This is a genomic window from Synechococcus sp. YX-04-1 (genome assembly GCF_030546365.1).
In the GTDB taxonomy this organism is placed as follows: domain Bacteria; phylum Cyanobacteriota; class Cyanobacteriia; order PCC-6307; family Cyanobiaceae; genus Parasynechococcus.
This window is the reverse complement of the sequence record NZ_JAUONZ010000002.1, coordinates 401,851-416,415: the sequence shown is the minus strand read 5'-3', so window position 1 is coordinate 416,415 and position 14,565 is coordinate 401,851. Positions and strand designations below refer to the sequence as shown.

The window sequence follows — 14,565 nt, the reverse complement described above, 5'->3', positions numbered from 1 at the left end:
GGCGGGTGGTGGGGGCAGGGGGACTTGAACCCCCACAGGCCTTTCGGCCCAAGCGATTTTAAGTCGCGTGCGTCTACCGATTCCGCCATGCCCCCGCCCAGACATCTTAGATTTCCCCAAGCTGTCCCCAAGTCTTGGACCTATCGTCCCTGCTTTCTCAAGTCCCACAGGACACGTTGTTGGCTCTGTTGGCCTACATCGTTCTGGGCGGCCTGTATCTCGTTGTGATTCCACTCGCCCTCTACGCGTGGATGAACAAGCGTTGGCATCGCATGGGCAAGCTGGAGCGTCTGGGGATCTATGGAATGGTCTTCTTCTTTTTCCCGGGGATGATCCTGTTTGCCCCCTTCCTCAATTTCCGGCTGAGCGGGCAAGGAGACGTCTGAATTGACGCGTGGCAAGGTTCTTCTGATCGGACTTGCAGTCCTCCTGCTTGGAGGGCTTGGGCAGGTCGGCTTTCAGGCTGCAGGCTTTGAGGGGTTTTCGGCAGGGATTGCTGCTGAGGCCCTGCTTGTTGTGATTGTGGTGGTGTGGACAAGTTCCTACCTGTTTCGTGTGGTCACCGGCCAGATGACCTACATGGACCAGCGGCGTCGCTACCGCGAGGTCTACGACAAAGAGGAAGCTGAGGCGCTTCAAGCCCGTTTTGACGCTCTCCCCGAGGTGGAACAGCAGGAACTGCTGCGCAAGATTGGAGCGGATGCTTCGGTTCCCACTGACGGTGATGCCCCCGTCGACTCATAGGCTTCCGAAGTTTGTTCCTGGTCGGTTGACCGAGATGCCCAATCAGCAGTCCTCTTCCATCGCCCAGCGCTTTGAGCAGCTGAAGCAGGACGGTCGCCTCGCCTTGATGCCATTCCTGATGGCCGGCGATCCGGATCTCGCAGTCACCGCTGATGTGCTCCTCAGTCTGCAAAGCGCAGGGGCTGACATGGTGGAACTGGGAATGCCGTATAGCGACCCACTCGCTGACGGGCCGGTCATTCAGGCTGCTGCTTCCCGTGCCCTTGCTGCCGGAACCACCCCTACGGGTGTTCTGGACATGCTTCGGTCGTTGAAAGGGCAGCTGCAGATTCCCGTGATCCTGTTCACGTATTCCAATCCACTGCTCAATGTGGGGATGGAGGCGTTTTGCCAGTCTGCAGCGGAGGCTGGAGCGGCGGGTTTGGTGGTGCCTGATCTACCCCTCGAAGAGGCGGAGCGGTTGTCGACAATCGCAGAGCGTCATGGCTTGGATTTGGTGCTCTTGGTTGCACCTACCACCCCCCAAGATCGGATGGGTCGGATTGCGACATGCAGCCGAGGTTTCACTTACCTGGTGAGTGTCACCGGTGTCACCGGCGAGCGAGCTCAGATGGAAAGCAGGGTTGAAGGTTTGGTCCAGCAACTCAAACAAACCTCGCCGGTTCCTGTTGCTGTTGGTTTCGGGATCTCTGGTGCGGAGCAGGTACGTCAGGTTCGGGGCTGGGGTGCCGATGGAGCGATTGTGGGCAGCGCACTTGTGAAAAGGATGGCTGCAGCATCGCCAGGAGAGATTGCTCAGGAAGCTGGTCGTTTTTGCGCTGAGTTGCGTGCCGCCGCCGATCAGCCCTAGTGGCTGCCATCCGGGTCAAGCCATGAAAAAACCCCGGCTTTGGCCGGGGTTGCACTGCTTTCAAAGGTTCAATCACTCTTCGTCTTCGTCAGTGGCACCTACAGGTGTTAGACGGATTTGTTTGCGACCCAGTTTGATTTCAAATTCATCTCCAGGCTTCAGGTCGAGCAGCGCTGTATAGGCCTTGCCGATGAGCAGATTGCCGTTGCCTTGCACAGTGGCCACATAGCTGAGTTTGCGGCCGCCTTTGCCCACGCCGCCAACACCACCTACACCAAGGCTGACGCCTTTGGCCTCCAGCAGTGCTTCATAAAAAGCGGTGAAATTCAGACGTTCAGCACCATCCTTTTTGTTTGAGACATAGCCACAGGCACGAACAAGATCAGACTTGCTGACGTCACCCAGGTCTTTGACTTTATTGAGAAGGTCGCTCCCAGTGAGCATCGCTTTCGAGAGAAATCAACCTTTACAACATAGCCTTTGTTCAAGTCGTTATGCCATCATTTTTCACTGAAAAGTTCTTCGTTGTTTCATCCTTCGCTATGGCACGTTTCGTCTTGTGGGGCACTTACTGCACGGATGCTCTTGAGAAGCGTGCTCCTTATCGTGATGAGCACCTTGCTCGTCTTCAGGCTCTGAAAGAGCAGGGGACGCTGGTCACACTTGGTCCCACCGAAGGAAGTACCCACGTTTTCGGAATCTTCGAAGCAGACAACATCGACGTTGTTCGCAAGCTGGTTGAGGACGACATCTATTGGAAGCAGAGGATTTGGACGGCGCTCGAGGTTTATCCCTGGGTCCAAGCGTTCTGAGCCTGGATGAGAATCCATTCGGCCACGAGCTGGTCCCCATCAGTCCCAAGAACGTCGGCATAACCGCTCATCTGGCCTCGCCCTTCCCGGGCGATGGCTGCGATGGCCGTCGCCGTTGCAATCTCATCACGCTCGAGGGTCTTGAGCTTCAGGTTTTTCCCACGGCGAATGATGTTGCCCCCGTTGATGTGGCATCCAGCGCAATGCTGTTCGAACAACAGAGCGCCGGGGCTGGTGTCCGCCGCGGCTGCACGCGATGTTCCGCTCGATCCAAGGCTCAGCAGCAGAACTAGAAACGCACCAATGCAGCAGCGCAGGACTTGGCTCAGCACAAGGATGGTGTGGCTTTGATCAGTCTGCTTGAGCAGGTGATGCTTCCTTTTGGTACCGCTGGATCAGTTCGTCGGGAGAGCGGTAGTCCTTCGGAAGCGAGGTGTGCAACCTGTTGAGGTAATCCCAGCAGACCGTCCGGCGAATGGCGTTGAGGTCGCGTCCATCGGCAACAAGGCGACGAAGGGCCTGGCAGTAGGTCGAGAATCCAGCTTCCAGATCTCCGATGGTGAGTGCCTTGGTTGCAGACGGCATGAAACAGAAGGTCAGGATCTTCTGACTTTTGCGTCCATCTCTGATTTGGTCTGTTGTCAGGATCACTGTTGAAGCTGTGTGGTGGTCCCCATGGCGGAGCAGGATCTGATCCGTTTCCTCAACAAGATTTCCCAACTTCAGCTCCTTGCGGAGCGTGTGCAGAACGACTCCAGCAGCCGTGATCAGCTGGCGGCTTGTGCTGATCACAACCAGGTCGTTCAGTTGGCCCAATCCTGGGGCTTCAACATCGGTCGGCGCTGGGGTGAGCGTGACCACGCGCCGGGTGGAGAAGCCAACCTGCTGGCGACCCCGTGCCCTCCTCCCGGTGAAGAATCAACGCGGGTGTTGGCGTCTGCCGAGACGTGGAGATTGCTGCTGATTGCATCCAACGACTACCTGTCACCTCATGACGAATGGATGGACCAGTCCGATCACGAATGGGTGCTTGTGTTGCGGGGAAGCGCCTGTGTTGCCCTGCAGAACCCCGATCGAATTGTGGATCTCAGCCCTGGGGATCATCTTTTGATTCCGCCCCATCAACGCCACAGGGTTGAGCGCACGGATCCCGATCCTGGAACCCTCTGGCTTGCCTTGCACTGGGATGCCACTTCAGCCCGCTGAGGCACACCACTCCCACCATGGGTTGGACTTGCCCAAAAAGGCAATGAGCACGACAGCTGATTGCCGCCGGCTTCATCGCTGACGAGAGTGAGTGCATCGAGATCGGAGGAGCCCATGACGGCAGACACTCCACCTGAGCAAACCCCAGAAGCAGACTGACTTTCTGGCCCCTGCTCCAACAGTTTCCACCCATTCGTAAGCGATTCGTCTGGCGCGACAACGAAGAGCGTCCAGCCAGTCGACTCCCCTCAGCATCGTTCGTAGGTGCCCCGCAGGAGAGCCGCTTCACACCTGGACCCGATGGCCCCAGGGTGCCTTGAGCCAGACGCTTCGACCTTCCTGTCTCAGTTCCATTGCTGGAGAAGATTTTCCAAGGCATCAGACACTGAAGTTGAGGTCGATTGCTATGCGCAAACGAGCGAGTTAGGCCGTCTTTCCACCTGGAAGGGCGGCCTTCCTTTCGACTCGTCAAACCTCAGTCTGGGAAATCAAGCTTGGTGGCTGATCCTCCCCGTCCCAGTCGCTTACGGGAGGGAGTGGCATTGGCACGCTTCACCAACCAGTAAGCGGCTGAAAGTGAGACGACTGCGATGCCAAGGCCTACCAGAAGTTGGGGTTTGTTTTCAGCGCCCGAGGGCAACACGATCACCTTTCGAGCAACTGCCGTCAGCGCGGTGACCAGAACAAGTTCGATCTGCACCACGTGGCGCCTGAGGTAACTGGTGATGTTTTGCAGCACCTCCAGTGCGATCAAAACGGTGAGGAGATCGCCGAGGATCTTGATCAGGTCATCACCCAACCACGTTGCAGCTGACCCAGTCAGCAACTTGGAGCCCAAGGAAATCATCAGCTTGATGATGGCGGCGCTGATCACCACAGCCGTGATCAGGGTGAGCAGTCGGGCGACTTCACGCTCACCAGCATCAACGAAACCGAGGAAACTTCTCTTGGAACGAGTGGGTTCACTCACGGGGTTCAGTCGTTGAAGGGGTTGTAGTAAGGGCGAGCTTTGGTGTCGCTGGCCGGGTTGACCACCTTGGTGTCGCAGGTGACCGAGCCGTCTTCTGCCGTGACGCAATCGGCTTCAATTTTGCTGTCTTTTCCTGTGGTGCTGCCCGGTCCCCGCAGCCACCCCTCGGTTTGCGCAAAGGCCGAGGAACCGCTGAACACCGACATCATCAACAGAAAAGAGGCGCTGAGGAGTTGAGTGGGCGTCATCGCGGCGATGTCTGAGCCACCACTTTGCCCGTGTCGGCCCCTAATCGGTGCAGTCGTCTCGAATTTCCTGCAAAAGAAGATCAAGTTGGCCGAACGGATCGTCATCGGCTGTTGCGACACCGGCACTGTCGCTTGAGGGCTGGCCATGCCATTCGGCTTCAACGCTGCAAAGCCGATCAGCCAGTCCAGCCAGTCCACGCAGTTTGTGTTCTCGCTCCAGCACCTCAAGCAGAGCGGGCATTCGGGTCGACACAGCGCGCAAGTTTCGGCGCAGGTCGGCCTGTGTGCGCCCTTGCTGCTTCAACCAGTCCTTCAGCAGCAGAGTGAGATCCGCTTCAAATTCAGGGGTCCAGCCAGACATTGATCAGCGATTTAGTTCAGCGATTCAGTGCGCCAGGGGAAACCAGCGATCCAGTTTGCGTCGAGCCCGCATCCGGATTGCTGGAGTGACGTGATTGCTCCACAAACCAACCATGGCCGTAAGCGCCACCAGATCATCACTGAAACCGGCCACCGGCAGCAGGTCTGGAATCAGGTCGGCTGGCATCAGGAGGTAGCTCAGGGCAGCGAGCATCGTCAGCCGTGCGGCTGAGGGTGTCTCGGGGTCAAGCATCAACTCCAGGGCTTCCAGGGCTGGGGCGGCAAGACCTCTGCCGGCCCGTTGCAACAGGCGCCGCAGCAGGGTTTCGTCGATCACCTCCCGTTCAAGCACGTCGGCTTCAACGGTGGTACGCGCAGCATGGTCAGTCATGCAAGGGAACCGGTTGGACCCACTCTCCCCAGTTCCTTCGCAGGACGCCAGCGGGGCGGGCCGATGTTCAGGGTGTGGATTCCACGAGTCCGCTCTGAAGTCCCGTCTTGCGCAGTTTGCGCAGGGCCCGCTGCACCACCTGACGGCAATACTCCCGTGAACAGTTCATATGGCGAGCCACTTCAGCGAGAGTGCGCCATTCGTTGGTGCCATCCAGCCCAAAGCGCAGGGTTACGACGGTGTGTTCTTTCGGGGTGAGATTGGCTTTGGCCAGCAAGGACCAGACCGATGCGGTGCGTTCATCGATCTCGGCCCGTTCCATCGGCGGTAGCTCCTCGCTGGGCAGCACATCCACCAGCTCGGAGGGATCCGATTTTGATTTCACAACACCCTGCAGGCTCACGGTGACGCTGCGCAGTTCACAGGCCAGCAGATCTTCCACCTCAGCGATGGGGATCTCCATGAACTCCGCCAGTTGTTCACCGCTGGGGCTGAGGCCGTTTCGCTGCATCAAGCGTGCCTTGGCGGCCCGCAATTTGGTGAGCTTTTCGTTCACATTCACGGGAATGCGAATCGTGCGGCTTTGGGTGGAGAGCGCTCGGTTCAGGCCCTGCCGAATCCACCAGTAGGCATAGGTGGAGAAACGATGGCCGCGGGTGGGGTCGTATTTCTCGACGGCACGGGTCAGGCCCAGGGTTCCCTCCTGAATCAGATCGAGCAGATCCAGACCTTTGCCCTGATAACGCTTGGCTAGATTGACAACAAGACGAAGGTTGGACGTAATCATCTGATTTTTGGCCCGTTCGCCACGGCGAATCACACCTTTTTCTTCATCGCTGTACTCACAGGCTGGGCCACTGCCGCCAGCCAGATGACAGCGTTCTGTGATGGCGACCATCGCCTGAACCTTTCTCCCCATCATGAGTTCCTGCTCTGGAGTGAGCAGTTGATGGCGACCAATTTCGCCGAGAAAAGCACTCAGAGAACTCGTCATGATGGCGATACGGCTGAATTGAACCTAGAACCAAAGTGTTTTTTTCTGGTGGTCATAATAAAGACTCCCGAATTAATACTTTGTGCGCTATTTCACTCTTTCTTCTTGTTGATGAAGTGAATCTTTCATTGTTAATTCAATTGGGTGGCTAAGGTCGCCGCACCTTCCTCTGCTTCGCCCATGCCCCTGGCCGTCGCTCTCACGTCCGACATCGCCAAAAACGCTGGCGTTGCCTACGTTCACTACCTCAGTTTCATGCTCTGTTTTGGCGCCCTGGTGCTGGAGCGGAAGCTGATCAAAGCTGATCCCAATCGCCAGGAAGCCACGGCGATGGTGATCACCGACATCGTTTATGGCATCGCTGCCCTGGCTCTTCTCGTGAGTGGAATCCTGCGGGTGATCCACTTCGGCCAGGGAGCTGAGTTTTACACCCAGAATCCGTTGTTCTGGTGGAAGGTTGGCTTGTACCTCTCGGTAGGGGGTCTGTCGCTTTACCCCACGATCACCTACATCCTCTGGGCGATTCCGCTGCGCAAGGGTGAGCTGCCGAAGGTGAGCGAAGCTCTCGCGACCCGTCTGGCTTGGATCATCAACGTTGAATTGGTGGGCTTCGCCAGCATCCCCTTGATGGCGACCCTGATGGCCCGTGGTGTTGGTCTTCCCGCCTCCTGATGCAGCCCGAGCTCTGTCCTCCACAACAGCAGGTTCGAACGTTGCAGGTGGCTTTGGAACGCCAGGCTCCAGGCCTGCGGCCGGGCTATGCCTCGTCCATCGCCAGCACCTCTTTGGGCCCGCCGGTGTTGAAGCACTGGTGCATCTGGATTCAGCCCGCTTCTGCCACACCGGCCAACCGTTGGGACCAACGCTGGCTTGATCAGGTCTCCTCGGCGCTGACCACCTGGGGCGCACTGGTTCCTCTCACGCTGGTGACCAGTCCTGAACAGGCCAACGTCTTGATTCATCGGCAGCGTCCGGCCCGTCGCCAGGTGGCTGGGGTGTGGCGGGCCAGCAACGGACGCACACAACTTCAGGTTGTGGACGTGCAGCGGCAGGGCCGCCGAAGGCTTGAGCCCCGGGTGAAGGTGATGGTGTCACCAGGGCTTCGGGCTGATGCATTGCAGGCCACGGCCCTGCACGAACTGGGCCACGCCTTCGGGCTCTGGGGCCACAGTTCTGAGCCCACCGATGTCATGGCGATTAGCCAAGGTGAACGTCCGGTGTTGGTGCCATCGGAGCGGGATCGCCTCACGTTGGCCTGGGTGATGGAGCAGACCACCCGTTTCGGTTCGACGTTTCGAAGGCCCAACGAACCGGCCGAATCCGAATCACCTGAGTGACGTCACCATTCGGGCGCGGCATGCTGCCGGCAGTCGTGGTCGATCCATGAACCTGATTCGTTCTCTGGCGCTGGCCGGCCTGCTGGTGAGCCTGGTGGGCTGTCGTTCCAACAACAGCCTGCCCCAGCAGGACCCACAGGTTCGGGAACCGATTCGGATCCAGCTAGACGGCAGCAATCCAGCAGCTAGTGAAGGTGTGTTGGATCGTGCTGAGGGTCCGTTGCGTTTCACCGTTGGCCATGGTCGCCATGGCATCGGTTGTGAAGGCACCATCTTTGAAGAGGGTGTTACGCCGCTAGGTACGTTTCAGGTCAACGCGATCCTCAGCAACGACCGCTTCGAGATGGATCCCTCCCTGGTGGAGCAATCTGGAAAAACAGAGGAGGAGTTGCGCGAGAGCCTCTTCACCAACATGAACTCCATCGACTTCAAAGGTGATGGAGAAACCGGTGAATACGGCATCGGTTACATCAGCCTGGCTCCTGTGCCGGCCACAGATCAGCCCTTTCGCTTCAACACCTACGACGGTGTCTTCCGCTGGTACAGCTTCGCCATTCATGGCACCAATGATGAGTCCAGGATCGGCAAAGCGGTGACTGGCGGTTGCATCAACACCGGTCGACTCACCATGGGGGTGTTGTTGGACACCGTGGAGCTTGGCGATGAAGTGGTGATCAGCAGCGACAGCCCCTGCCTGCCTTAGTGCCGGCGCGGGGCACCCCGTCGCGCTGCCAGCACTTCCTGCACCTGTCGCCAGCTCACGCCGTGGTGGGCCAAGGCCACCTGCATGTGGAAGACGATGTCTGCAGCCTCCCCGGCGATCTCGGCGGCGTTGTCGTCTTTGCAGGCCATCACGAATTCAGCACTCTCCTCCCCGATTTTCTTGAGGATGCTGTTGTCTCCCCCCGCCAGCAGCTTGTTGGTGTAACTGTCTTCCTCCGGTTGCTCGCGTCTCCCCTCGATCACCCTGAACAATTCGGTGCAGGCATCCGTTGGCGGAGCTAAAGCCTCTGCTCCTCCTGCAGATCGAGCATCGCTGTTTTCGTAAAAACAGCTGCGGGAACCGGTGTGGCAGGCCACATCCCCTGCCTGCTCCACGGTCACCAGCAGCACGTCGGCATCACAGTCGTAGCGGATCTCCCGCATCGTCTGGATGTGGCCGCTGGTGCCCCCCTTGTGCCAAAGCTCCTGGCGTGAACGGCTCCAGTAATGCACCTCACCGCTGCGCAGGGTTGCTTCAATCGCGTCCCGGTTCATCCAGGCCACCATCAGCACAGCACCGTCCAGCCAGTCCTGGGCCACAGCTGGAATCAGCCCCGCTTCGTTAAAACGGAGTTGGTCAATGAAGGCGGGGCTGAGGGGCTGCATCAGGCCTCGGACATTCGGGCAACGCCTGAATCTTCCCGCAGCGTGCTCCATTCCGTGTTTTCACCCCTTGCTCGTTTCTCCGACCCCCTACAGCTGCACCAAAGCCTTCAGCGGCTATCCCTGCTGTCACCGGCAGTGGCGCCACCAAGGCCATTGCCGCTTCGTGCATGGGTACAGCCGCAGTTTCAACCTCTGGTTCGCCGCAACGGAGCTGGATGCCTGTGGTTTTGTTGTTGATTTCTCCAGCCTTCGCCCCTTCGAACAACGCTTGCGGCAGCAGTTCGACCACACCTTTCTGGTCAATGTCGACGATCCACTGCTGGCGGAATGGCAGCGGCTGCACGATCTCGAGGCCATTGATCTCCGTGTGATGGAAAACGTGGGCATGGAGGCCACGGCGGCCTTGATCTGGACCTGGGCCAACGAGCTGCTGCAGGAGCGGGATGGTGGTCGCACCTGTTGCTACGCCGTGGAGGCGAGGGAGAACAGCAGTAATGCGGCCACGTACAGCGCGGTTCCCTCTTGGTTTTCAGCGCAGGGCTAACGCGTCCGATTCCAGCTCCACGCTGATCGCTTGCCCCTCGCTGTAACGACCCGCCAGGATCGCCTTGGCAATGGGTGTCTCCAGTTCGCGTTGCACAGCCCGTTTGAGCGGTCGTGCCCCGTAGACGGGGTCATATCCGGCGTTGGCGAGCCAGTCGGCGGCCCCATCACTCAGGCTGAGCTCCAGCTTGCGCTCAGCCAGCCGTTGGCGCAGACGTTCCACCTGGAGGGTGACGATCTGGCGCAGTTCCTCCCGCCTGAGGCTGTGGAAAATGATCTGATCGTCGAGGCGATTGAGGAATTCCGGCCGGAAGTGGGCCCGGAGAGCTTCATTCACCCGGCTTTCCATCGCTCCATGCTGCTCGGGATCGCCGGCCAGCTCAAGGATCGACTGGCTGCCGATGTTGCTGGTGAGAATCAGCACGGTGTTGGTGAAGTCCACGGTGCGGCCCTGCCCATCGGTGACGCGACCGTCATCGAGGATCTGCAGCATCACGTTGAAGACATCCGGGTGGGCTTTCTCCACCTCGTCGAACAGGATCACGGCGTAGGGCCGACGGCGTACCGCTTCGGTGAGCTGGCCACCAGCCTCATATCCCACGTAGCCGGGAGGCGCACCGATCAAACGGCTCACGGTGTGCTTCTCCATGTACTCCGACATGTCGATGCGCACCATGGCGTCATCGCTGTCGAACAGCCGGTTGGCGAGCGCTTTGGAGAGTTCCGTCTTGCCGACACCGGTGGGGCCGAGAAACAGGAAGCTGGCGATGGGGCGGTTCGGATCGCTCAGACCAGCCCTGGACCGTTGAATTGCATCCGCGACGGCGGTAACGGCCTGGTGCTGGCCGATCACCCGCTGATGCAGGTCATCCTCTAGCTGCAGCAGCTTTTCCATTTCGCTCTGCACCAGCCGCGCCACAGGGATTCCGGTCCACTTGGCGATCACCTCGGCGATGTCGTCTTCACTCACCTCCTCCCGCAGCAAGCCTTTCTCGCCAGGCTCCTCTGAGGCGATTTGGGCTTCCTGCTCGAGCAACTGCTTCTGCAGCGAGGCCAGGGTGCCGTATTCCAGTTCCGCCGCTTTGTTGAGGTCGTAGCTGCGTTTGGCCTGTTCCACCTGCAGCTGCACCCGTTCGATCTCCTCTTTGAGCGACGACAGCTCATCGATTGCGCCTTTCTCCTGCTGCCATTGGGCATTCAGGGAACTTTGCTGTTCGCCCAGGTCCGCTAGCTCCCGTTCGATCCGTTGCAGCCGTTCTTGACTGGCACTGTCGGATTCACGGCCGAGGGAGAGCTTCTCCATCTCCAGCTGCAGAATCTTGCGATCGATTTCATCGATCTCCTCCGGTTTGGAGGTGATCTCCATCTTCAGGCGAGCGGCTGATTCATCCACCAGATCGATTGCCTTGTCGGGCAGAAAGCGGTCGGCGATGTAGCGGCTGCTCAAAACAGCCGCCGCCACCAGGGCACTGTCGGCGATGCGGACGCCGTGGTGCACCTCGTAACGCTCTTTCAGACCCCGCAGGATTGAAATCGTGTCTTCCACAGTGGGTTGATCCACCAGCACCTGCTGGAAGCGTCGCTCTAGAGCAGGGTCTTTTTCGATGTGCTGGCGGTGCTCGTCGAGGGTGGTTGCGCCAATGCAGCGCAGTTCCCCCCGGGCCAGCATCGGCTTGAGCAGATTGCTGGCATCCATCGCTCCACCGGTGGCTCCAGCGCCTACCACCGTGTGGATTTCATCGATGAACAGCACGATCTGGCCTTCCGAGGAGGTGACCTCTTTGAGCACAGCTTTGAGCCGCTCCTCGAACTCACCGCGGTATTTCGCACCGGCGATCAGGGCACCCATGTCGAGGGCGATCAGCTGACGGTTCTGCAAGGCCTGGGGCACATCGCCATTCACGATTCGCTGCGCAAGACCTTCAACAATGGCGGTCTTTCCGACTCCTGGTTCGCCGATCAGCACGGGGTTGTTTTTGGTGCGCCGGCTGAGGATTTGGATGGTGCGCCGGATCTCTTCGTCGCGACCGATCACAGGGTCCAGCTTGCCTTCACGGGCTGCTGCCGTCAGGTCCCGTCCGTACTTCTCAAGCGATTCATAGGTCCCTTCCGGGTTCTGATCGGTCACCGTCTGGTTGCCTCGCACAGCTGTAATGGCTTCTTTGAGTTTGCTGGTGTCAACGCCCGCCTGGCTGAGCAGTTGCCTGCCGCAGCGGTCATCGTCGGCCAAGGCCAGCAACAGATGTTCGATGGCGATGTAGCTGTCACTGAATCCATCGCGGGCTGTTTCGGCTCGATCCAGGCAGCTGTTGAGCGATCGTCCCAGAAAAACGGATTCCGGTGGAGAGCCAAGACTGGGCTGCTGCCTTAGATGGCTGTCGACGGCCGCCTGGAACGTGCCAACGTCGACCCCTGCTTTGCTGAGAATGCGTCCAGCCAGACCGTTCTGCTGCAACAGCGCAAGCAGCAGATGCTCCGTTTCAAGTTGCTGATGCTTGGCGCTCTGCGCCAGTTGCTGGGCGGCGACGATGGCGGCCCAGGCTTGTTCAGTGAACTGTTCCGCCGTGGGTTGCATCTCGGATGCGTTTCAAACTGGGTTCACCGTATGGGGCTTGTTCCGTCTTCAGTGGGGGCAAACCGAAGCCTTTGGATCGGTCCTCACGCCAGGGGGCGGCAAACCGGGGCGTCTTTTTAGAGTTTGCCGAACTTTTGATGCCAATGCCTGATCAGCCGCTGGTGGATTCCCTCGTGCAGCAGGGCTTGGCCCTCGCTGCAACGGCTGGCGGTGAGCTGGAACGCAGCTGTTGGATGGTGGTGCATGAGCACCACCACGGGGTGAAACCCACGGAGTACGACATCCGGGAAATCGACGAGGACCTCTATCTGGCTGTGTTGCAGGCGGCCAAGCAGGCCTAGTCCGCGGCTTAATCAGCCGTTGAGCAGTTCACGCAGAAGAGCACGGTGAGAGTTTTCGGCTTCGATGGTCTCCCGCATCTCTTTGGGAAGGCGGGCCTCCAGGATGTCCTGCTTTTTCATCTCAGTGGCGTAGCGGATGCTGAACTCGCTGAAGCGATTGAGATAAGGCGTGGCGGTCTCTGGGGTGAAGGCAATCACCTCCAGGGCATGTTTGAAGTGGAGATAGGAAACGGTCCATTCGACCAGTGCGTCAAAACTATGGAGGCCAAGCGGGTTGTCAGGGAGTGTCATCGCTGCATCGCCCATGGGTTCAACCAAAACCCTCGGCCTTGGCCTGGGCCGTCAGGCCTCTCAATTGGCCGTTGAGCAGGGCATCGCGTTCACGGTCTGCCCCCACATGGGGGGCGATCTCCACCCCAGCGGTCTTCATGGCCTGCATCGCTGCAGCTTCCTCTGCTGAGCCCGTGTCACTGCTGAGATAACGCTCCACGGCCGCAGCTCCTGGGGTGTCCGCGGCAAAGTAAACCGTTCCCGGACCACGCCGTTCGATCGTTTGTCGTCGCTGCCGCCGGCGCTGCTGCACGCTCGCCCAGAGCCGGCCTTGATTGGCGGTCATGAAGGCGTTCAGATCGGCGGCATCGGTGTCTTCTGCCAGGGCCATGCTGGTGCCGTCGATGAAATCACTTAGCAGGGTGACAACGGCCATCAGGACTGTGGTGATTGAGACGGTGGTGATTGAGAGGGTGTTGGTTGGAAAGAGTGCTGGATCCGGCTGGTTTCGAACCAGCGGGTGATGGCTGATTCCCGGGCGTCGTCGCAAAGATCCCGCTGGATCACATTGAACCCATGGCGGCGTGCCAGGGCTAACAGTTGATCGTCATTACTGCATTGGGCCGCCTCGCGCCGCAAGCCCTGGTGATGCTCCACAGCCCGCAGAAAATCTCGAAGAGCTTCACGACTCATCGCCTGGACCAGCCCAATTCGGCCCGTTGTTCGACATAGGTGGCCACCGCAATGATGTCCTCTTCACTCAGTTTGTCGGCATAGCTGGGCATGGCGTTTAGCCCATCCTCGATCTCATGCTCCAGGGCCTCCAGCGGGGAACTGGAGTAGGCCTCCACATGGTTGTTCAAGTCGCTGATTTTCAGTGTTCGGTTGGCGCGGATCACATTGCCGCCCCCCATGTGACAAGCCGCACAGTTGCTGTTGAAAATCTGCTCGCCTCGCTCCAAAGCAGCGCCGTCGACCGCCATTGCCGGCGCAGACAGCAGACCTGCCGCGCCAACGATCAACAGCAACGTCAGGATCAGACCTGATACGCGTGCCATCGCAACCCCTTCAATGCCCCAAGGTATCCATCGTTGCCAACAAAAAAAGAACCCTGAGCTGTGGTTGATACACAGCTCAGGGTTATGAGTTGAGTTTGAGGTTTCCGGTGATTTCGTGAGAAATCCTGGTATCACTCAACGATCACTTTGCCGACCATGCCAGCACCACGGTGGGGCTCGCAGTAGAAGTCGTAGGTGCCAGCGGTAGCGAAGGTTTCTTCCCAAGCTTCGCCGGGGTTGAAGGCGAGATCGGAATGGCTGTACTCATCGTGGCCCTCGAAAACAGCGTTGTGAGGAGCCAGTTTGTTGTTGACGAACTTGACGGTGTCGCCAGCCTTGATGTTCACAGTGGCGGGCTCAAAGGCGAGCATGCCGCCGTCGGTGCCGAGCTTCACTTCAACGGTGGCGGCTTGAGCACTGCCGACGTTGAGGCCGATCAGCATCAGGAATGCGCAGCAAGCAGCTGCAATGGTGCGGATCACGGAGCGCATGAAAGTG

25 protein-coding genes and 1 tRNA gene are annotated in these 14,565 nt (G+C 59.0%); 10 read left to right on the top strand and 16 right to left on the bottom strand.

Features of this window, described 5'->3' with window-relative positions; genetic code table 11:
• Positions 1–6 precede the first annotated feature (6 nt).
• Positions 7–95 (bottom strand) — tRNA-Leu (locus Q3Y53_RS05860).
• A gap of 39 nt (positions 96–134) precedes the next feature.
• Here Q3Y53_RS05860 and Q3Y53_RS05855 point away from each other — a divergent pair.
• From Q3Y53_RS05855 to trpA, 3 genes are read left to right on the top strand one after another with little or no spacing between them, the layout of a single operon-like run.
• Complete coding sequence (locus tag Q3Y53_RS05855; protein WP_303533932.1) at positions 135–386, top strand: NAD(P)H-quinone oxidoreductase subunit L; 252 nt, start codon at positions 135–137, stop codon at positions 384–386.
• A 1-nt stretch (position 387) separates the two neighbouring features.
• Positions 388–744, top strand: a complete 357-nt coding sequence (locus tag Q3Y53_RS05850; RefSeq protein WP_303533931.1) for a DUF3007 family protein — start codon at positions 388–390, stop codon at positions 742–744.
• 34 nt (positions 745–778) lie between these two features.
• A complete protein-coding gene (gene trpA / locus Q3Y53_RS05845; RefSeq protein ID WP_226425691.1) occupies positions 779–1,594 on the top strand; it encodes a tryptophan synthase subunit alpha in 816 nt (271 codons plus the stop codon).
• A gap of 72 nt (positions 1,595–1,666) precedes the next feature.
• Here trpA and Q3Y53_RS05840 read toward each other — a convergent pair whose 3' ends face one another.
• A complete protein-coding gene (locus Q3Y53_RS05840) occupies positions 1,667–2,038 on the bottom strand; it encodes an AbrB family transcriptional regulator (protein WP_226425491.1) in 372 nt (123 codons plus the stop codon).
• A 98-nt stretch (positions 2,039–2,136) separates the two neighbouring features.
• Between Q3Y53_RS05840 and Q3Y53_RS05835 the strand changes: the two genes are divergently transcribed.
• Complete coding sequence (locus Q3Y53_RS05835; protein WP_226425489.1) at positions 2,137–2,406, top strand: YciI family protein; 270 nt, start codon at positions 2,137–2,139, stop codon at positions 2,404–2,406.
• Here the strand turns inward: Q3Y53_RS05835 and Q3Y53_RS05830 are convergent.
• Entirely contained in the window at positions 2,382–2,738 is a 357-nt protein-coding gene (locus Q3Y53_RS05830; protein ID WP_226425487.1) for a c-type cytochrome, read from the bottom strand. The genes Q3Y53_RS05835 and Q3Y53_RS05830 overlap by 25 nt on opposite strands.
• A 19-nt stretch (positions 2,739–2,757) precedes the next feature.
• Positions 2,758–2,991 carry a DUF3136 domain-containing protein gene (locus tag Q3Y53_RS05825; RefSeq protein ID WP_226425485.1) on the bottom strand — a complete coding sequence of 78 codons (234 nt, stop codon included), beginning with the start codon at positions 2,989–2,991 and terminating at the stop codon, positions 2,758–2,760.
• Between the two features lie 90 nt (positions 2,992–3,081).
• On the opposite strand from Q3Y53_RS05825, the gene Q3Y53_RS05820 reads away from it, so the two are divergent.
• Positions 3,082–3,612: a Nif11 domain/cupin domain-containing protein gene (locus Q3Y53_RS05820; RefSeq protein WP_303533924.1), complete on the top strand. Its 531-nt coding sequence runs from the start codon at positions 3,082–3,084 to the stop codon at positions 3,610–3,612.
• A 475-nt stretch (positions 3,613–4,087) separates the two neighbouring features.
• Here Q3Y53_RS05820 and Q3Y53_RS05815 read toward each other — a convergent pair whose 3' ends face one another.
• The 5 genes from Q3Y53_RS05815 to Q3Y53_RS05795 all read right to left on the bottom strand — a co-directional run bounded on the left by Q3Y53_RS05815 (position 4,088) and on the right by Q3Y53_RS05795 (position 6,575).
• On the bottom strand, positions 4,088–4,582 hold the full coding sequence (locus tag Q3Y53_RS05815) for a phosphate-starvation-inducible PsiE family protein (protein ID WP_226425483.1): 495 nt from the start codon (positions 4,580–4,582) through the stop codon (positions 4,088–4,090).
• Positions 4,583–4,587: 5 nt separating this feature from the next.
• On the bottom strand, positions 4,588–4,830 hold the full coding sequence (locus Q3Y53_RS05810) for a hypothetical protein (protein ID WP_226425482.1): 243 nt from the start codon (positions 4,828–4,830) through the stop codon (positions 4,588–4,590).
• Between the two features lie 40 nt (positions 4,831–4,870).
• The gene (locus Q3Y53_RS05805) at positions 4,871–5,191 is read right to left on the bottom strand and encodes a hypothetical protein (RefSeq protein ID WP_226425481.1); all 321 of its coding nucleotides are present in this window, start codon (positions 5,189–5,191) and stop codon (positions 4,871–4,873) included.
• Between the two features lie 24 nt (positions 5,192–5,215).
• Positions 5,216–5,581 carry a YkvA family protein gene (locus Q3Y53_RS05800; RefSeq protein WP_226425480.1) on the bottom strand — a complete coding sequence of 122 codons (366 nt, stop codon included), beginning with the start codon at positions 5,579–5,581 and terminating at the stop codon, positions 5,216–5,218.
• A gap of 67 nt (positions 5,582–5,648) precedes the next feature.
• Positions 5,649–6,575: a sigma-70 family RNA polymerase sigma factor gene (locus Q3Y53_RS05795; protein ID WP_303533919.1), complete on the bottom strand. Its 927-nt coding sequence runs from the start codon at positions 6,573–6,575 to the stop codon at positions 5,649–5,651.
• 180 nt (positions 6,576–6,755) lie between these two features.
• Here Q3Y53_RS05795 and Q3Y53_RS05790 point away from each other — a divergent pair, with 180 nt between their 5' ends.
• The 3 genes from Q3Y53_RS05790 to Q3Y53_RS05780 are packed head-to-tail and all read left to right on the top strand — an operon-like array spanning position 6,756 to position 8,615.
• Positions 6,756–7,247 carry a DUF2214 family protein gene (locus tag Q3Y53_RS05790; protein WP_226425478.1) on the top strand — a complete coding sequence of 164 codons (492 nt, stop codon included), beginning with the start codon at positions 6,756–6,758 and terminating at the stop codon, positions 7,245–7,247.
• Complete coding sequence (locus Q3Y53_RS05785) at positions 7,247–7,912, top strand: peptidase (protein ID WP_226425477.1); 666 nt, start codon at positions 7,247–7,249, stop codon at positions 7,910–7,912. Before Q3Y53_RS05790 ends, Q3Y53_RS05785 begins: the two co-directional genes overlap by 1 nt.
• Before the next feature lie 46 nt (positions 7,913–7,958).
• The gene (locus tag Q3Y53_RS05780; RefSeq protein ID WP_303533913.1) at positions 7,959–8,615 is read left to right on the top strand and encodes a L,D-transpeptidase; all 657 of its coding nucleotides are present in this window, start codon (positions 7,959–7,961) and stop codon (positions 8,613–8,615) included.
• Here the strand turns inward: Q3Y53_RS05780 and hisIE are convergent.
• A complete protein-coding gene (gene hisIE / locus Q3Y53_RS05775) occupies positions 8,612–9,280 on the bottom strand; it encodes a bifunctional phosphoribosyl-AMP cyclohydrolase/phosphoribosyl-ATP diphosphatase HisIE (protein WP_303533910.1) in 669 nt (222 codons plus the stop codon). The genes Q3Y53_RS05780 and hisIE overlap by 4 nt on opposite strands.
• A gap of 67 nt (positions 9,281–9,347) precedes the next feature.
• On the opposite strand from hisIE, the gene Q3Y53_RS05770 reads away from it, so the two are divergent.
• Positions 9,348–9,824, top strand: a complete 477-nt coding sequence (locus tag Q3Y53_RS05770) for a 6-carboxytetrahydropterin synthase (protein ID WP_226425471.1) — start codon at positions 9,348–9,350, stop codon at positions 9,822–9,824.
• Here the strand turns inward: Q3Y53_RS05770 and clpB are convergent.
• Positions 9,810–12,398 (bottom strand): ATP-dependent chaperone ClpB, encoded by a 2,589-nt coding sequence (gene clpB, locus Q3Y53_RS05765; protein ID WP_226425469.1) that lies wholly within the window; start codon positions 12,396–12,398, stop codon positions 9,810–9,812. The two genes, Q3Y53_RS05770 and clpB, sit on opposite strands and share 15 nt — an antisense overlap.
• A 143-nt stretch (positions 12,399–12,541) precedes the next feature.
• On the opposite strand from clpB, the gene Q3Y53_RS05760 reads away from it, so the two are divergent.
• Positions 12,542–12,739, top strand: a complete 198-nt coding sequence (locus Q3Y53_RS05760; protein ID WP_226425467.1) for a hypothetical protein — start codon at positions 12,542–12,544, stop codon at positions 12,737–12,739.
• A 12-nt stretch (positions 12,740–12,751) separates the two neighbouring features.
• Here Q3Y53_RS05760 and Q3Y53_RS05755 read toward each other — a convergent pair whose 3' ends face one another.
• From Q3Y53_RS05755 to petE, 5 genes are all read right to left on the bottom strand, one after another.
• A complete protein-coding gene (locus Q3Y53_RS05755; RefSeq protein WP_226425465.1) occupies positions 12,752–13,030 on the bottom strand; it encodes a hypothetical protein in 279 nt (92 codons plus the stop codon).
• Between the two features lie 19 nt (positions 13,031–13,049).
• Positions 13,050–13,445, bottom strand: a complete 396-nt coding sequence (locus Q3Y53_RS05750; RefSeq protein ID WP_226425463.1) for a hypothetical protein — start codon at positions 13,443–13,445, stop codon at positions 13,050–13,052.
• Positions 13,445–13,702, bottom strand: a complete 258-nt coding sequence (locus Q3Y53_RS05745; RefSeq protein WP_303533901.1) for a Nif11-like leader peptide family natural product precursor — start codon at positions 13,700–13,702, stop codon at positions 13,445–13,447. Before Q3Y53_RS05745 ends, Q3Y53_RS05750 begins: the two co-directional genes overlap by 1 nt.
• Positions 13,699–14,067 (bottom strand): c-type cytochrome, encoded by a 369-nt coding sequence (locus tag Q3Y53_RS05740; RefSeq protein ID WP_226425460.1) that lies wholly within the window; start codon positions 14,065–14,067, stop codon positions 13,699–13,701. Before Q3Y53_RS05740 ends, Q3Y53_RS05745 begins: the two co-directional genes overlap by 4 nt.
• 131 nt (positions 14,068–14,198) lie before the next feature.
• Positions 14,199–14,558 (bottom strand): plastocyanin, encoded by a 360-nt coding sequence (petE, locus tag Q3Y53_RS05735; protein ID WP_226425458.1) that lies wholly within the window; start codon positions 14,556–14,558, stop codon positions 14,199–14,201.
• Positions 14,559–14,565 lie beyond the last annotated feature (7 nt).

What these genes read in the sequence shown, in the direction of transcription:
- trpA (WP_226425691.1), top strand. Translation starts at nt 779, where the DNA reads ATGCCCAATCAGCAGTCCTCTTCCATCGCCCAGCGCTTTGAGCAGCTG.
- Q3Y53_RS05840 (WP_226425491.1), bottom strand. Translation starts at nt 2,038, where the DNA reads ATGCTCACTGGGAGCGACCTTCTCAATAAAGTCAAAGACCTGGGTGAC.
- Q3Y53_RS05835 (WP_226425489.1), top strand. Translation starts at nt 2,137, where the DNA reads ATGGCACGTTTCGTCTTGTGGGGCACTTACTGCACGGATGCTCTTGAG.
- Q3Y53_RS05825 (WP_226425485.1), bottom strand. Translation starts at nt 2,991, where the DNA reads ATGCCGTCTGCAACCAAGGCACTCACCATCGGAGATCTGGAAGCTGGA.
- Q3Y53_RS05820 (WP_303533924.1), top strand. Translation starts at nt 3,082, where the DNA reads ATGGCGGAGCAGGATCTGATCCGTTTCCTCAACAAGATTTCCCAACTT.
- Q3Y53_RS05810 (WP_226425482.1), bottom strand. Translation starts at nt 4,830, where the DNA reads ATGACGCCCACTCAACTCCTCAGCGCCTCTTTTCTGTTGATGATGTCG.
- Q3Y53_RS05805 (WP_226425481.1), bottom strand. Translation starts at nt 5,191, where the DNA reads ATGTCTGGCTGGACCCCTGAATTTGAAGCGGATCTCACTCTGCTGCTG.
- Q3Y53_RS05800 (WP_226425480.1), bottom strand. Translation starts at nt 5,581, where the DNA reads ATGACTGACCATGCTGCGCGTACCACCGTTGAAGCCGACGTGCTTGAA.
- Q3Y53_RS05795 (WP_303533919.1), bottom strand. Translation starts at nt 6,575, where the DNA reads ATGACGAGTTCTCTGAGTGCTTTTCTCGGCGAAATTGGTCGCCATCAA.
- Q3Y53_RS05790 (WP_226425478.1), top strand. Translation starts at nt 6,756, where the DNA reads ATGCCCCTGGCCGTCGCTCTCACGTCCGACATCGCCAAAAACGCTGGC.
- Q3Y53_RS05785 (WP_226425477.1), top strand. Translation starts at nt 7,247, where the DNA reads ATGCAGCCCGAGCTCTGTCCTCCACAACAGCAGGTTCGAACGTTGCAG.
- Q3Y53_RS05780 (WP_303533913.1), top strand. Translation starts at nt 7,959, where the DNA reads ATGAACCTGATTCGTTCTCTGGCGCTGGCCGGCCTGCTGGTGAGCCTG.
- hisIE (WP_303533910.1), bottom strand. Translation starts at nt 9,280, where the DNA reads ATGCAGCCCCTCAGCCCCGCCTTCATTGACCAACTCCGTTTTAACGAA.
- clpB (WP_226425469.1), bottom strand. Translation starts at nt 12,398, where the DNA reads ATGCAACCCACGGCGGAACAGTTCACTGAACAAGCCTGGGCCGCCATC.
- Q3Y53_RS05760 (WP_226425467.1), top strand. Translation starts at nt 12,542, where the DNA reads ATGCCTGATCAGCCGCTGGTGGATTCCCTCGTGCAGCAGGGCTTGGCC.
- Q3Y53_RS05755 (WP_226425465.1), bottom strand. Translation starts at nt 13,030, where the DNA reads ATGACACTCCCTGACAACCCGCTTGGCCTCCATAGTTTTGACGCACTG.
- Q3Y53_RS05750 (WP_226425463.1), bottom strand. Translation starts at nt 13,445, where the DNA reads ATGGCCGTTGTCACCCTGCTAAGTGATTTCATCGACGGCACCAGCATG.
- Q3Y53_RS05745 (WP_303533901.1), bottom strand. Translation starts at nt 13,702, where the DNA reads ATGAGTCGTGAAGCTCTTCGAGATTTTCTGCGGGCTGTGGAGCATCAC.
- Q3Y53_RS05740 (WP_226425460.1), bottom strand. Translation starts at nt 14,067, where the DNA reads ATGGCACGCGTATCAGGTCTGATCCTGACGTTGCTGTTGATCGTTGGC.
- petE (WP_226425458.1), bottom strand. Translation starts at nt 14,558, where the DNA reads ATGCGCTCCGTGATCCGCACCATTGCAGCTGCTTGCTGCGCATTCCTG.